This is a genomic window from Streptomyces sp. NPDC001020 (assembly GCF_053599115.1).
This window is the reverse complement of sequence record NZ_JBSFLQ010000037.1, coordinates 36,302-51,945: the sequence shown is the minus strand read 5'-3', so window position 1 is coordinate 51,945 and position 15,644 is coordinate 36,302. Positions and strand designations below refer to the sequence as shown.

Below are 15,644 nucleotides of genomic sequence, written 5' to 3'. Positions count from 1 at the left end.
GAACCGCCTCCCTTGGGGCAGGAGTTGGAGACGTCCCCCGGCCTTGTTCCCCGCCCGCGCGGCGCTGTGGCCTCCTACCCCGCCCCCTCAGGGCGCCGCCTCTTTTTCCGCCTCCTGCACGAGCCTGCCCGCGACGTTCCGGCGTGTGGTGCCGAGCTTGCGCAGCACATTGGCGACGTGCCGTTCGACGGTCCGCGGGGACAGGAACAGGGTGTCGGCGATCTCCTGGTTGGTAGCGGCCGTCGCCAGCAGTTCGGCGACCTGCCGCTCGCGCGGCGACAGCCGGTCACCGTAGCCGCGCCGTCCGACGGTCTTCGGGCGGGCGAGGCCGAGCCGCAGCGTCAGGTGCCGGACGCGGGCCAGGTCGGCGGTGGCGCCGAGCTCGGTGTACGTGGCGGCGGCCTGCTCCAGCGGCCCGGCGGCACCGGCCGGGTCCGTCTCGGCAAGGGCACGCGCGCGCTGCTCGGCGGCGCGGGCCGTCTCGTAGGGGCGGCCGATCTCCCGCCATGCGGCCTCGGCGCTCGCGAAGCACTCCGCCGCCCGGGCGGGCCCCGCGACCAGCAGCAACAGTCCGCGGGCCAGCGCCAGCTCGGCGACGGCAGCGGGCGCGTCCCGGCCCTCGATGCCGCGTCCGGCGTCCTCGACGATCCCCTCGGCGGCCTCGCGGTCGCCGCAGGCCAGCGCCGCCTCGACCGCGACCGGCACCAGACCGGTCGCCTTCGCCCAGACTCCGGAGCGGCGCAGCAGGGCCAGGGCCTCCCCCGCGATCGTCCAGGCCCGGCTCGCGGCGCTCTGGGAGAGGTGTATGGCGGCCAGTCCGGCCGCAGCCCGCAGGGAGATGGTAACGACATGGCGCTCCCCCTCCTCCGCCGCGGTGCCGAAGCACTCAAGAGCCCGGGCGCGCTGCCCCCGGGCGGAGAAGAGCTGTCCGAGGAAGAGCGCCTGCTCGATCCGGGGAGCGTTCATGGCAGGGTAGGCGGTCACGAGGTCCGCGAAACGCTCCTCAAGCCCGTCCCAGCGGCCCCCCAGCCCTTCCATGCGCAGGAGAGCCAGGTCGGCGTAGCACGCGGCGAGAGGGTAGTCCACCCGGCGGAGCAGGTTCCGGCCCTCCTCCAGGAGGGCGACGGCCCGCCGGTCATGTCCGGTCTCCGTGGCGCCGTCAGCGACGTTCAGCAGGGTCCGGGTGATCTGCAGCAGCACTTCGGGGTCGTCCGCGTTGCGCGGGAGCGTATCCAGCAGCGGCCAGACGGACGGGTCGCCCGAATACGCCAGCAGCGTGAGCCGGTTGGCGTAGATCATCGCTTTGACGGCTTCGTTCAGGCTGTCCTCGACCGTGAGTTCGGCCCGCTCCAGCCAGGCCCACGCCGCGTCGGGCGGCTGCCGTTCGTTGAGCGCGAGGACGGTCATCGCGCGGGCGGCCCGCTCCGGGTTCTCGCCCAGCTCCTCGACCGCCTTCTCGATCTCACCGGCCCCGGCGCCGTCGGCGAGCTCGTTGAACATGAGCAGGCCGAGCCCGAGTCGGATCTCGCCACGGACGGCCCTCGGCAGCTGCGGGTCGGCCAGGATGCGGCGCAGCTGCCTCGCGTGCGCGACGGGGTCCACGCCCCTGGCCGCGATCTGCGCCAGGGCGAGGGCCGCCCGCGAGCGCAGGGCGGCGTCCAGCTCGGGCTCGTCGAGGATCTGGTTGATGAGGGCCTCGGCGGTACCGGTGTCGCCGACCGCGACGGCCTGGTCCGCGGCCTCCTCCGCCCGGCGCAGCCACGCCCGGCGGTCGCCGAGGGCCAGCGTGTGGTGGGCGATCTGCACCAGCAGCGGCGGCGTCTGACGGGCCAGCTCCTCGATGGCGCGCTCGTGCAGCAGCGCCCGGCGGGGCCCGGGGACGTACCGGTAGGCGGCCTGCTGGGCCAGGGTGTGCCGGAAGACGTAGCGGCCGCTGTCGGCCTCGCGCAGCACCGAGGCGTCGATCGTCTCGACGAGCCCCTTCACGGCGCGCTCCCGGTCGAGCCCGGCGAGCCGCGCGAGCAACTGCTGCGGGGCCGGGACAGCCAGGACGGCCGCCGCCTCGGCGATGGCGGAACCGTCCGGCGAGAGGGCGGCCAGGCGTTCGGTCATCGCCTCGCGCAGCCCACGCGGCACGTCGGCGTCGCGCAGCGTGGCCGCGATGCCGTCGTAGCCATGCGTGCGGGAATGCTCGGCCAGCGTGAGCAGATCCTCCTCGGCCACCAGGGGCAGCCCTTCACTGCGCTCGTACAGGGCGGCGGCGAGCGCCGGGGTGGCGTGGGCGCCGAGCGAGTCGGCGGCCAGCTCCAGGACGTCGTCCTCGGTGAGCGGGGCCAGCGGGATCACCGCGCCGCCGGTGCCCGGCGGGTGGCGGTACGCGGAGCCCAGGACTGGAGTGTGGGCCGTGACCCCCTCGACCCGGTAGGTGAGGACGAGGCTCAGCCGGCCGGGCAGGTCGCGGGCGAGCAGCAACAGCAGTTCGCGGGTGGCCTCGTCGACCCAGTGCATGTCCTCGACGACCAGGACTGCCGGGCCGAGCACGCTCAGGAAGGAGCGCACGGCCTGGATCATCCGCAGACGGTCGCGCCGGGGGTCCTCGTCGGGCGGAGGCGGGGGCGGGAGCCGGTCGGCGAGATCGGGAAGGAGCGGGGCCAGGGCTCCGGCGGCGGGTGGGACACCGGTGGCGGGCAGCCACGGCCCGGCCTTGCTGAGTGCGTCCACGACCGGGCCGTACGGGTACGGTTCGCGCAGTGGGTGGCAGAAGCCGGTCAGCACCGGCCGCTTCTCCCGGCTCAGCACGGCGGTGGCCTCGGCGAGCAGCCTGGACTTGCCGATCCCGGCCTCGCCCTCGACCATCACCACGGCCGGCGGCCGCCGGACCGCGCTCAGCAGCAGGTCCAGTACACGCTCACGTCCGACGAACCGAAACGTACCCGCCGATGTCTCGGCATCACCGTCGGCCACACGCCCCACCTGATCACCTGCCTTGCCCGGACCACGCTAGTCCGGGACGGGATGCCGGGGCAAACGACGTCGGTCGGGCCGGCCGGGCAGGCGGCAGTGGGCCGGAGCTCAGGGGGACGGGGGTTCGAGCGGGGTTCGGAGGGGGGTTCGGGCGGCGTGCGGGCGGTTCCCGGTGCCTACATGTGCTCCGGCTCCGGCAGCAGGACCCGAGCCTCCCGACGCACCCCGCCGACCGGCCGGCGCGGGGCCGTCGGCGCCTCCTCGCGCCGCGCCCTGCGGACGCCGTGCGCGGAGGGGGCACGGAAGACAGGGCGAGGCCGGCCGGACTCCCTGACCTGCACGATCACGGCCGTCTCGTCGGCAGTGAGTATCAGGGACGTGTCCAGGCCGGCGCTGAACCGGGCCAGGTCGTGGACGAGTTCGGACGCCATGAGCGCCACGACGTCGCACACGGAGTCGGGCAGCCCCCACCGCCGCGCCGTGTCGTAGGCGAAGCTCCGGAAAGCGGGCGCGGCTCCGGTGACGGCGGGCATGATGAAGGCGGCCGTACGGCTCCGCCCGGGGGCGGCGTCGGCGGCGCGGTCGCCGGACGCGGAACGGTCGATGCGTTCGGCGACGATCATGGGAGGCTCCTGCGGGTGGTGCGCGGCGCCGTTGCGGCCTGATAGCACTCCACCCTCCGCGAGGGACACCCGCGGAAACCATCCGGAACGCGTATTGCGCGGGTACGCAGAAAACGACCGGGTGGATCGGCAATCGATACGTAGGGCAAGGAAACCCCTGCGCAGAGGTCGCTCTCTCCCGAAGTTTCATCCGGGAACCAGCATGTGATCCCATGAGGGACACTCGTGGAGGAGCCGGCGCCCCCCAGTTCCTCGGCGCCGGCGTAGCAGCACAAGTCAGCCGGACGTAACAGGCAGCACGTCAGGCGACAGCGCCGCCGCTCGCGCCGCCGCGCTGGTCACCCGCTTGCGATGATGGCGGCGGCACAGAACCTCGTACCCGACGATCTCCGCAGCCATGCCCACGTCCCCCACCACGACCTGCTCGCCCTCGACGACCATCTCGCCGCCCACTGTGCGCGCGTTGTGGGTGGCCCGCGCCCCGCACCAGCACATCGCCTCGACCTGGAGCGCCTCAACCCGGTCCGCCAGCTCGATGAGCCGCCGCGAGCCGGGGAACAACTTGGTCCGGAAGTCCGTGGTGATGCCGAACGCGAACACATCGAGGTTCAGATCGTCCACGATCCGGGCCAGCTGATCGATCTGCTCCGTCAGCAGGAACTGGGCTTCGTCCACGAGGACGTAGTCGACCTTGCCGCCCCGCGACATGCGCTCCACCACAAAGTGGTAGAGATCCAGCTCCGGCGCAGCCTCCACCGCCTCGGTCACCAACCCCAGGCGTGAGGACAGCTTGCCCTCCCCCGCGCGATCGTCCCGTGTGAAGATCACGCTCTGCAGACCACGAGCCGAGCGGTTGTGTGCAATTTGTAGCGCCAGAGTCGACTTCCCGCAGTCCATCGTTCCGGAGAAGAACACCAGCTCGGGCATGGGGAGTTGAGGACCTTTCGAGGGGATGGGGGAGGGCATGCGGGTCATCGGGAGCGTACCGGGCGTCGGGTGCGCCCCCGTGCTCAGGTGCGGACTTCCAGCAGGGGCACCAACTGTTCCACGGCCGTCATCGATCCGTGGTTCCCGACCATCGACGACTCCTTGGGCTCGCGCTCGGAGGCGATGATCAGCACGTCGTCGCGGGCCGCGGCGACCACATCACCGATGCGCGCGTACACCCGTTGGTCGATGTGCGGGCCGAACCAGCCCGCCGCGATCGCCTCGTCCCGGGAGGCCACCCAGAACTGCTCGCCGAGCACCTCGCGCCAGCAGGTCAGAACGTCGTTCTCGGCGCCCGGCACAGCGTAGACGTGCCGGGCACGCCCCTCGCCGCCCAGCAGGGCCACCCCGGCGCGCAGCTCCCAGTCCTCGTCGAAGTCGATGCGGTGCGCCTCGGTGAAGGGGATGTCGATCATGCCGTGGTCGGCGGTGACGTACAGGGCGGTGCGCGGCGGCAGCTGCTCCGCCAGGCGCTGGACCAGCCGGTCGACGTACATGAGCTGGCCGCGCCAGGTGTCCGAGTCGACGCCGAAGCGGTGACCGGCACCGTCGAGTTCGGCGTAGTACGTGTACACCAACGAGCGGTCACCCGCGGCCAGTTGCTCTGCCGCGAGGTCCATGCGGTCTTCGCCGGTCAGACGGCCGTGAAACGTCCCGCCGCTCAGTGCGACCTTGGTCAGCGGGGTGCTCTCGAAGGTCGGGGAGGACACCTGCGCCGTGTGGATTCCGGCCGCGTCCGCGAGCTGGAAGATCGTCGGGTACGGCTGCCAGGCGTGCGGCTCCGTCCAGGGATGCCAGCGGAGCTGGTTCATCAGCTCGCCGGTGGCGGGGTCACGCACCGTGTATCCCGGCAGGCCGTGCGCGCCGGGCGGCAGACCGGTGCCGACGGAGGCGAGCGAGGTGGCGGTGGTCGCCGGGTAGCCGGCGGTGATCGGGCGGCCCGTGCCCCCGCGGGAGGACGACAGGAGCGAGGCCAGGAAGGGCGCCTCGCCAGGGTGCGCCTTCAGCTGCTCCCAGCCGAGCCCGTCGACCAGGAAGACGCAGTTGCGGTCGGCGGCGGTCAGTTCCGGTATGGCGGCGGTCTGGCCCGGCACCTCCATGCCCGCGGCCAGCGTGGGCAGCAGATCGGCCAGCGAGCCGGTGCCGTACTCGGGAAGGGGCGCGGAGTCGACGGCGAGCGGCTCAGGGTGGTCGTCCCAGGTGGACAGCGCCATCAGCGGGTGAAGTCCGCGGTCGCCTCGGAGAGGGACTGCGCGAAGGCGAGTGCCTGGCGCACCGTCTCCGGCCCGTCCCCGGCCTCGCTGACGCGGAGGCTGAGGTCGTCCGCCGTCGCGTTGCCCGTGTAGCCGTGGTCCGCCTCACAGTTGGGGTCGCCGCAGGCGGCGGGCTCCAGGTCGATACGGGAGACGGCGCCCCAGCCGATGGTCAGGACGACCTCGCGGGGCAGCGTGCCCGGACTGTAGGACTCAGGGTTGGCGACGACGCGGCTCACGACGACCGACGAGATCCGGCCGAGCTTCACCGACTCTGTCGACGTCGTCGCGTAGGGCGTCGGGGAGGTGTCGTCCGCGGCCTGTTCGTCGGTGTGACTGACGATGAAGCGGTTGCCGGTCAGGACCAGCACGGTCACGTGTCGGCGCACCTCGTTCGCGTCGAAGGTGGTCTCCTGGTGGACCAGGTACGACCGGATGGGCTCGCCGCCCACGGCGGCTTCCACCGCCTCGGCCACGAGAGCCGGGTAGTAGCCGCTGCGCTCGATCGCCGCGCGCAGCCCCTGGGTCGTCGTACTGGTCTTGGCCATGACGTCCATCCTACGGGGACGCACTGACTGCAAGACACCGCTCATCGCCTCTCAGTACACCGGGAGCGTCCTCGGGCCGAGGTCGTCGCGGGCGGGCGGCGGCGCGAGCCGCACGGTGGCGCCGAGCACGCTCAGACCGCGCGGAGCGACGACGACGGGCTCCAGGGTGACCGCGACGACCTCCGGGTGATCGTCGACCAGCCGGGACACGCGCAGCATCAGCTCTTCCAGAGCGGCCGTGTCGACGGGGTCGGAGCCGCGCCAGCCGAACAGGAGCGGTGCCGTCCGGATCGACCGGATCAGGGAGGTGGCATCACGGTCGGTGACCGGGATCAGCCGGTGCGCCGTGTCACCGAGCAGTTGCGAGGCGGCCCCGGCGAGCCCGAACGACAGTACGGCCCCGGCCGCCGGGTCGATGACGGCGCGCACGATCGTGTCGACCCCGCGCGGTGCCATTCCCTGGACGACCGGCCGCAGCCCCTTCGGATCGCCGAACAGTTCCGTCAACTCGGTGTAGGCCCGACGCAGTTGCTCCTCGTCGGCCAGGTCCAGCCGTACGCCGCCCAGGTCGGCGCGGTGCCGCAGGTGCGGGGCGGTGGCTTTGAGGGCCACCGGGTAGCCGATCGCGCGGGCGGCCTCGACGGCGGCCTCCGGCGTGGGCGCGGGCAGCGCCCTGCGTACGCGGATGCCGTACCGCGCGAGCAGATCACAGGTCTCGTCCGTGCCGAGCGTCAGCCCCTGCCCCCGCGTGAGCAGCCCGTCGATCAGTTCGGCGGCGCCCTTTTCGTCGATGTCCTCGTACTCGGGGACCTTGCCCGGCTCGGCGGCCTCGCGCCGCCACTGCGCGTACCTGACGGCTTCGGCGAGCGCCCGGACGGCACGTTCGGCGGCGGGATAGGCGGGAATGGGACGGGCCTCGTGCGCCTGAGCGGGCTCTACCGCGGTGGCGGGTCGCTCCGCGGGGCGCTGGAGGTCGCTCCGCTGCGCCCGCGGGGACGTGCTGGCCGCCGCGGACAGCGCCTCCGCGAGCCCGCCCAGCTCCACGTGTACCACGAGCACCGGCTTGGCCGGAGCCGCAGCGGCGGCCGACCGGAGGGCCTCCGCCAGCGCCGCGTCCTGGGCCGAAGCCGCGCCGACCGCCGGTATCGCCGTCACCACGACGGCATCGCACGAGTCGTCGGCCAGCGCCGCGGACAGCGCCCGGTGGAAGTCCTCGGCCGTCGCCGCCGTCGTCAGGTCGAGCGGCGGCGACGGCCGCAGCCTCTCGGCCAGGCAGGCGTCGTAGGTCAACAGCCCCAGCGACTCGGAGTTCCCCAGGATCGCCACCCGCGGCCCGGCGGGCAGCGGCTGCCGGGCCAGCAGCAGCCCCGCGTCCACCAGTTCGGTGATGGTGTCCACGCGGAGTACTCCGGCCTGCCGCAGCAGCGCGGACACCGTGGCGTGCGGCAGCCGCGTGGCCCGTACGGCATGCCCCTGTGGAGCGCCTCCGTGCCGCGCGCCCTGAACCACGACCAGTGGCTTGGCCGCCGCCGTCCGCCGGGCGAGCCGGGTGAATTTGCGCGGGTTGCCTATGGTCTCCAGGTACATGAGGGCGACATCGGTGTCCGGGTCGTCGTACCAGTACTGCAGGACGTCGTTGCCCGACACGTCCGCCCGGTTCCCGGAGGAGACGAAGGTCGACACGCCCGTGACCCCGGTGACGCCTCCACCGCGCCGGTGCAGCCTCGACAGCAGCGCGATGCCGATGGCACCGGACTGGGCGAACAGCCCCATGCGCCCGGGGCGCGGCATCTCGGGTGCGAGGGACGCGTTGAGGCGGACCTCCGGAGAGGTGTTGATGACCCCGAAGGCGTTGGGCCCGATGAGCCGCATCCCGTACGACCGCACCTGCCGCACCAGTTCCCGCTGCCGCTCCCGGCCGTCGGGGCCACTCTCGGCGTATCCCGCGGAGACGACCACGAGCCCCTGCACGCCGTGCTCCCCGCACTCGGCGACGACCTCGGGGACGCGCTCCGCGGGGACCGCGACGACGGCGAGATCGACCGGGTCGGCGATGTCGCGGACGGAGCGGTGGGCGGGGACTCCGTCGAGTTCCTTCTGCCCCTCGGGGAACGCCCCGTTCACCGCGTACAGGCGGCCGGTGAACCCGCCCTCCCTGAGGTTGCCGAGCACACCGCGGCCCACCCCCCCGGGCGTGCGGCCCACGCCGATCACGGCAACCGAGCCGGGCGCGAGCAGCCGCTGCACGGACCGTGCCTCGGCCCGCTGCTCCCGTGCGCGCTGCACGGCCAGGGAGCGGTCGGTGGGCTCCAGGTCGAACTCCAGGTGGACGACACCGTCCTCGAAGCTGCGCTTCTGCTGGTATCCGGCGTCCGTGAACACCTTGATCATCTTGGTGTTGGCGGGCAGTACCTCGGCGGTGAACCGGCGGATGCCGCGTTCCCGGGCCACCGCGGCGATGTGTTCGAGGAGGGCGGAGGCGACGCCCCGCCCCTGGTGCGCGTCCTGCACCAGGAAGGCGACCTCAGCCGTTTCGACAGGGGCCGGCGCGGAGCGCTCTCCGGCGTGGGCGGTGCCGGGGGACGAGTGGGCTGACGCGGAGGCGGGCAGACCTTCGCCGCCGATTCGGTCATAGCGCACGGTCGCGATGAACTGGCCACCGATCGTGGCCGCGAGTCCCACCCTGTCCACGAAGTCGTGGTGGGTGAAGCGGTGGACGTCCTTGGCGGACAGCCGAGGGTACGGCGCGAAGAAGCGGTAGTACTTCGACTGGTCCGAGACCTGCTCGTAGAAGCTGACGAGCCGCTCGGCGTCGTCCACGGTGATGGGTCTGATGCGCGCGGTGCCGCCGTCACGGAGGACCACGTCGGCCTCCCAGTGGGCGGGGTACTCATGCCGGTCCGACGCGGTCTGCATGGGCCCCAGCGTAAGGCTCGCGTCCGACAGTGGCGCGAGGCAGGCTGAGGAGACCGAGCCGGGACCGTCCGGGGCCCGCCCGGATGTCCGCTCCGGGCACGCCGCACCGTATGGAAAACTGGTCTAGACAACCTTGTACATCCGAAGGGCAGCATCACATGGCTGAGCGCCGCGTCAACGTCGGCTGGGCCGAGGGCCTCCACGCCCGCCCCGCCTCCATCTTCGTCCGGGCCGCCACGGCCTCCGGCGTCCCCATGACGATCGCCAAGGCGGACGGCAACCCCGTCAACGCGGCGTCCATGCTGGCGGTTCTCGCTCTGGGCGCCCAGGGCGGCGAGGAGGTCGTCCTCGCCTCCGACGCGGAAGGCGCGGAGGCCGCGCTCGACCGTCTGGCCAAGCTGGTCGCCGAAGGTCTCGAGGAACTGCCCGAGACCGTCTGACCGCTCGGGCACAACCAGTACGCGGCCGCGTCGGCCGTTCGACGGCGGTCGCGGCCGCGACGTCTGCCGTCGTGCTCCCCGAGGGCGCCGGTCGGCGCCCCGACCGTACATCCGGGCGGTCTTGTGCGGCACGAGACAGCATGGCCCCGGCTCGGGAGCCGGGGCCATCGCGCACGTGCCTGGCGGAGGGACGGCGTCAGACGTTCACCCTGTGTGACCGGAGACAGGGGCCATCGCCCACACACACGCGCGGGGCGACGTGCTACTCGGCCGGTACGACGCTCACTTCACCGATACCGAGCGCCTTGACCGGTTCCTCGATCTGCGCGGCGTCGCCCACCAGGATGGTCACCAGACGGTCCACTGGGAAGGCGTTCACGACGGCAGCCGTGGCCTCCACCGTGCCCGTTCCCGCAAGCCGCTGATACAGCGTCGCCTGGTAGTCGTCCGGCAGGTGCTGCTCGACCTGGTCGGCGAGCGTGCTCGCGACGGCAGCCGCGGTCTCGAACTTCAGCGGCGCCACACCCACCAGGTTCTGCACGGCGACATCGCGTTCGGCGTCCGTCAGTCCCTCGGCGGCGAGGGTGCGCAGTACCTTCCACAGGTCGTCGAGCGCCGGGCCGGTGTTCGGTGTGTCGACGGAGCCGCTGATGGCGAGCATCGCGGCGCCCGATCCGTCGGGCGCGGAGCGCAGCACCTGGCCGAACGCCCGCACACCGTAGGTGTATCCCTTCTCCTCGCGCAGGACGCGGTCCAGGCGGGAGGTGAGGGTGCCGCCCAGGCAGTACGTGCCGAGCACCTGTGCGGGCCACACGCGGTCGTGACGGTCGGCGCCGACGCGGCCGATGAGCAACTGTGTCTGGACGGCGCCGGGGCGGTCCACGATGATCACGCGACCGGTGTCGTCGGCGGTCACCGCCGGCACGGGGCGCGGCTTGGCCGGCTCCCCCGACCAGGCGCCGAGCGTGTCGCCGAGGAGCGCGTCGAGGTCGGTCTTGGTGAGGTCGCCGACCACGACGACCGTGGCCGTCGCGGGGCGCACGTGCCGCTCGTAGAAGGAACGGACGGCCGCGGAGTCGATGGTCTCGACCGTCTCCTCGGTCCCCTGGCGGGGGCGCGACATGCGCGAGGACGTCGGGAACAGCTCCTTGGAGAGCTCCTTGGCGGCACGGCGGGCCGGGTTCGCGGTCTCGTGCGGGATCTCGTCGAGGCGGTTGCGCACCAGGCGCTCGACCTCGCTGTCCGCGAACGCCGGCGCCCTGAGGGCGTCGGCGAGCAGTCCGAGTGCCTTCGGCAGACGCGAGGCGGGGACCTCCAGGGAGAGGCGGACGCCGGGGTGGTCGGCGTGCGAGTCGAGGGTGGCGCCGCAGCGCTCCAGTTCGGCGGCGAACTCCTCGGCGGAGTGCCGGTCGGTGCCCTCGGAGAAGGCACGCGCCATGATGGTGGCGACGCCGTCGAGACCGGCCGGCTCGGCGTCCAGCGGCGCGTCGAGAAGCACTTCGACGGCCACGACCTGCTGTCCGGGGCGGTGGCAGCGCAGGACGGTCAGGCCGTTGTCGAGCGTGCCGCGCTCGGGGGCCGGGAAGGCCCAGGGCCTGGCCTCGCCAGGCTGGGGCTGCGGGTGGAAGTCCATGGTCGCGAGCTCGGTCACTTCGCCGACTCCTCGTCGTTGCTGGCGCCTTCGGCGGCGGTCGTTTCGGCGGCTTCCAGGGTCTCGGCCTCGGTCGGCTCGTACACGAGCACCGCGCGGTTGTCGGGGCGCAGGCGAGCCTTGGCGACCTCCTGCACCTCCTCGGCGGTGACGTCGAGTACGCGCTGCACGGCCGTCAGGGCGAGCTGCGGGTCGCCGAACAGCACGGCGTACCGGCACAGTTCGTCGGCGCGGCCCGCGACCGTGCCGAGCCGGTCCAGCCACTCGCGCTCCAACTGGGCCTGAGCACGCTCCATTTCCTCGGGCGTGGGGCCCTCTTCGGCGAACCGGGCGAGTTCCTCGTCGATGGCGGACTCGATGACGGGCACCTCGAAGTCGCCGGAGGTCTTCACGTCCAGCCAGCCCAGGGAGGGCGCTCCGGCGAGCCGCAGCAGGCCGAACCCGGCGGCGACGGCGGTGCGGTCCCGCCGTACGAGCCGGTTGTAGAAGCGGGAGGACTCGCCGCCGCCGAGGATGGTGAGCGCCAGGTCGGCCGCGTCGCACGCGCGCGTGCCGTCCTGCGGCAGCCGGTAGGCGGCCATCAGGGCACGCGCCGGCACCTCCTCCTCGACGACCTCGCGCAGCTGCTCGCCGATGACGTCGGGCAGCGAGCCGTCGCGGGGCTCGGGCTTGCCGTCGTGGGACGGGATGGACCCGAAGTACTTCTCGACCCAGGCGAGCGTCTGCTTGGGGTCGATGTCGCCCACGACGGAGAGGACCGCGTTGCCCGGCGCGTAGTACGTGCGGAAGAAGGCGCGCGCGTCCTCCAGCGTGGCGGCGTCCAGGTCCGCCATCGACCCGATCGGCGTGTGGTGGTAGGGGTGGCCCTGCGGGTAGGCGAGGGCGGTCAGCTTCTCGAAGGCGGTGCCGTACGGAACGTTGTCGTAGCGCTGGCGGCGCTCGTTCTTCACGACGTCCCGTTGGTTCTCCATGGACTCGTCGTCCAGCGCGGCGAGCAGGGAGCCCATGCGGTCGGCCTCCAGCCAGAGGGCGAGCTCAAGCTGGTGGGCGGGCATGGTCTCGAAGTAGTTCGTGCGCTCGAAGCTGGTCGTGCCGTTGAGCGAGCCGCCGGCGCCCTGCACCAGCTCGAAGTGGCCGTTTCCCTTGACCTGGGCCGAGCCCTGGAACATCAGGTGCTCGAAAAGGTGGGCGAGGCCTGTGCGCCCCTGGACCTCGTGACGCGAACCGACGTCGTACCAGAGGCACACCGCCGCGACCGGGGTCAGGTGGTCCTCGGAGAGCACCACGCGCAGGCCGTTGGCCAGGCGGTGCTCGGTCGCTGTCAGGCCGCCGGAGCCTGCCTCGGCTGTGGCCGTGTGACCCATGGGCATGTACGTCCCTTCGATCGCGGAAGCTTTCGCGGAAACCGCGGTTTCCTGCCGTTCCTGTCACTGTATGCAAGCGTGCGGACAGGTGGCGAAGTTCCCGGGCGCCGTACGCCCAGAGCGAGACCAGGATTACGGGGGGTGGGGGAAGGCAGACCGGTTGACGTGACGGTGGCGACCACGGCGTGCGGCGGTGCGCGTCCCCGGTCGGCGGGGGCCGACCTTCGTGATCGTCCCGCGGTCACGCCGGGGGCGAACGGGAGGAAGCGGGTCGTGGTCGGTGCCACCCGGCGCCCGTGACGCCTCAACCTCGGGCGCGAGTCCCCGTGCACGGACCGCGGAGGGAAGGGGCATGGTCCGCGTTGTCGGTGCGGCGGTCCACAATGGTCCGCGACAGACATCCGTTCATGCCCAGCACAGACTGTGAAGGAGCCGGCAGCGATGGCCCGCCGCAGCACGAAGACCCCGCCGCCCGACGACTCGTACGAGGAGAAGATCCTCGACATCGACGTCGTCGACGAGATGCAGGGCTCCTTCCTCGAATACGCGTACTCGGTCATCTACTCCAGAGCCCTGCCGGACGCCCGTGACGGCCTCAAGCCGGTGCACCGGCGAATCGTCTACCAGATGAACGAGATGGGCCTGAGCCCCGAGCGCGGCTACGTGAAGTGCGCCCGCGTCGTCGGCGAGGTCATGGGTAAGTTGCACCCGCATGGCGACGCGTCGATCTACGACGCCCTGGTGCGCCTGGCCCAGCCGTTCTCGATGCGTGTCCCCCTGGTCGACGGCCACGGCAACTTCGGCTCGCTGGGCAACGACGACCCGCCGGCCGCCATGCGTTACACCGAGTGCCGTATGGCCGAGGCGACGAGCCTGATGACCGAGTCGATCGACGAGGACACGGTCGACTTCGCACCCAACTACGACGGCCAGGAGCAGGAGCCCGTGGCTCTGCCCGCCGCCTTCCCGAACCTCCTGGTGAACGGCTCGTCGGGCATCGCGGTCGGCATGGCCACGAACATGCCGCCGCACAACCTGCGCGAGGTGATCGCGGCCGCGCGCCACCTGATCAGGCATCCGAACGCGGATCTGGAAGCCCTGATGAAGCACGTCCCGGGCCCCGACCTGCCCACCGGGGGCAGGATCGTCGGTCTCTCCGGGATCCGTGACGCCTATGAGAGCGGGCGCGGCACGTTCAAGATCCGGGCCACGGTGTCGGTGGAGAACGTGACAGCGCGCCGCAAGGGCATCGTCGTCACCGAGCTGCCCTTCGCGGTCGGCCCGGAGAAGGTGATCGCCAAGATCAAGGACCTGGTCGGTTCGAAGAAGCTCCAGGGCATCGCCGACGTCAAGGACCTCACCGACCGTGAGCACGGGCTGCGCCTGGTCATCGAGATCAAGAACGGCTTCGTGCCGGAGGCGGTCCTGGAACAGCTCTACAAACTGACGCCGATGGAGGAGTCCTTCGGCATCAACAACGTGGCGCTGGTCGACGGGCAGCCGCTCACGCTGGGGCTGAAGGAGCTGCTGGAGGTCTACCTCGACCACCGCTTCGACGTCGTCCGGCGGCGCTCGGAGTTCCGCCGCGGCAAGAGGCGCGACCGACTCCACCTGGTGGAGGGCCTGCTCACGGCGCTGGTGGACATCGACGAGGTCATCCGCCTGATCCGCTCCAGCGAGAACTCCGCCCAGGCGAAGCAGCGCCTGATGGAGCGCTTCTCGCTCAGCGAGATCCAGACGCAGTACATCCTCGACACCCCGCTGCGCCGCCTGACCAAGTACGACCGCATCGAGCTGGAGGCGGAGAAGGACAGGCTCAACGCGGAGATCGAGGAGCTGACCCGGATCCTGGAGTCGGACGCGGAGCTGCGCAAGCTGGTCTCGGCGGAACTGGCCACGGTGGCCAAGAAGTTCGGAACGGAGCGGCGCACGGTACTGCTGGAGTCCTCCGGCTCCCCTGCCGCGACGGTCCCGCTCCAGGTCGAGGACGCCCCGTGCCGGGTGCTGATGTCGTCGACGGGCCTGCTGGCCCGCACGGCGAACGGTGACCCGTTCGCGGAGGACACCGACGGCGGGCGCGCGAAGCACGACGTGATCGTCTCCGCCGTCCCGGCGACGGCACGCGGCGAGGTGGGAGTGGTGACGTCCGCGGGACGTCTGCTGCGGCTGAACGTGATCGACCTCCCGCAGCTACCGGAGACGGCGGCGCGACCGAACCTGTCCGGGGGCGCGCCGGTCTCGGAGTTCATCTCCCTGGAGGAGAGCGAGACGGTGGTCTGTCTGACGACGTTGGACGAGTCCTCCCCGGGCCTCGCGCTCGGTACGGAACAGGGTGTCGTCAAGCGCGTGGTGCCCGACTATCCCGCCAACAAGGAGGAGTTGGAGGTCATCACGCTGAAGGATGGTGACCGAATCGTCGGCGCGGTCGAACTGCGCACCGGCGAGGAGGACCTCGTCTTCATCACGGACGACGCGCAGCTGCTGCGCTACCAGGCGTCCCAGGTGCGTCCGCAGGGCCGCCCCGCGGGTGGCATGGCCGGTGTCAAGCTCTCGGGCGGCGCGAAGGTGATCTCCTTCACGGCGGTGGACCCGGCGGCGGACGCGGTGGTCTTCACGGTCGCCGGCTCGCGCGGCACGCTGGACGACTCGGTCCAGACGACGGCCAAGATGACGCCGTTCGACCAGTACCCGCGCAAGGGCCGCGCCACGGGTGGCGTGCGCTGCCAGCGGTTCCTGAAGGGTGAGGACTGCCTGTCGTTCGCCTGGGCGGGCGTGGCGCCGGCCAGGGCCGCACAGAAGAACGGCACACCCACCGACTTGCCGGAAATCGACCCGCGGCGCGACGGCTCGGGCCTGCCGCTGCCGAAGACGGTCGCGGCGGTGGCGGGACCGCTGTAG

General features: G+C 72.0%; 10 protein-coding genes. 2 read left to right on the top strand and 8 right to left on the bottom strand.

What is annotated here, in order from left to right; all coding sequences use genetic code 11:
* Positions 1-87 precede the first annotated feature (87 nt).
* The 6 genes from ACWDEX_RS28960 to ACWDEX_RS28935 all read right to left on the bottom strand — a co-directional run bounded on the left by ACWDEX_RS28960 (position 88) and on the right by ACWDEX_RS28935 (position 9,291).
* Positions 88-2,964, bottom strand: coding sequence for an ATP-binding protein (locus ACWDEX_RS28960; protein WP_450467220.1), 2,877 nt, complete (start codon positions 2,962-2,964; stop codon positions 88-90).
* A gap of 176 nt (positions 2,965-3,140) precedes the next feature.
* Positions 3,141-3,587: a hypothetical protein gene (locus tag ACWDEX_RS28955; protein WP_450467218.1), complete on the bottom strand. Its 447-nt coding sequence runs from the start codon at positions 3,585-3,587 to the stop codon at positions 3,141-3,143.
* Positions 3,588-3,863: 276 nt separating this feature from the next.
* Positions 3,864-4,514 (bottom strand): thymidine kinase, encoded by a 651-nt coding sequence (locus ACWDEX_RS28950; protein ID WP_450467216.1) that lies wholly within the window; start codon positions 4,512-4,514, stop codon positions 3,864-3,866.
* 83 nt (positions 4,515-4,597) lie between these two features.
* Positions 4,598-5,788 carry an alkaline phosphatase family protein gene (locus tag ACWDEX_RS28945; RefSeq protein WP_450467214.1) on the bottom strand — a complete coding sequence of 397 codons (1,191 nt, stop codon included), beginning with the start codon at positions 5,786-5,788 and terminating at the stop codon, positions 4,598-4,600.
* Entirely contained in the window at positions 5,788-6,384 is a 597-nt protein-coding gene (locus ACWDEX_RS28940; protein ID WP_450467259.1) for a DUF5998 family protein, read from the bottom strand. The genes ACWDEX_RS28945 and ACWDEX_RS28940 overlap by 1 nt, the downstream gene beginning before the upstream one ends.
* Positions 6,385-6,426: 42 nt before the next feature.
* Positions 6,427-9,291: a bifunctional acetate--CoA ligase family protein/GNAT family N-acetyltransferase gene (locus ACWDEX_RS28935; protein ID WP_450467212.1), complete on the bottom strand. Its 2,865-nt coding sequence runs from the start codon at positions 9,289-9,291 to the stop codon at positions 6,427-6,429.
* Positions 9,292-9,449: 158 nt separating this feature from the next.
* Between ACWDEX_RS28935 and ACWDEX_RS28930 the strand changes: the two genes are divergently transcribed.
* Positions 9,450-9,731: an HPr family phosphocarrier protein gene (locus tag ACWDEX_RS28930; RefSeq protein ID WP_450467210.1), complete on the top strand. Its 282-nt coding sequence runs from the start codon at positions 9,450-9,452 to the stop codon at positions 9,729-9,731.
* A 262-nt stretch (positions 9,732-9,993) separates the two neighbouring features.
* Here ACWDEX_RS28930 and ACWDEX_RS28925 read toward each other — a convergent pair whose 3' ends face one another.
* Positions 9,994-11,382, bottom strand: a complete 1,389-nt coding sequence (locus tag ACWDEX_RS28925) for a M16 family metallopeptidase (RefSeq protein ID WP_450467209.1) — start codon at positions 11,380-11,382, stop codon at positions 9,994-9,996.
* Entirely contained in the window at positions 11,379-12,752 is a 1,374-nt protein-coding gene (locus ACWDEX_RS28920) for a M16 family metallopeptidase (RefSeq protein WP_450467208.1), read from the bottom strand. Before ACWDEX_RS28920 ends, ACWDEX_RS28925 begins: the two co-directional genes overlap by 4 nt.
* Before the next feature lie 435 nt (positions 12,753-13,187).
* On the opposite strand from ACWDEX_RS28920, the gene ACWDEX_RS28915 reads away from it, so the two are divergent.
* A complete protein-coding gene (locus tag ACWDEX_RS28915) occupies positions 13,188-15,644 on the top strand; it encodes a DNA gyrase/topoisomerase IV subunit A (protein ID WP_450467206.1) in 2,457 nt (818 codons plus the stop codon).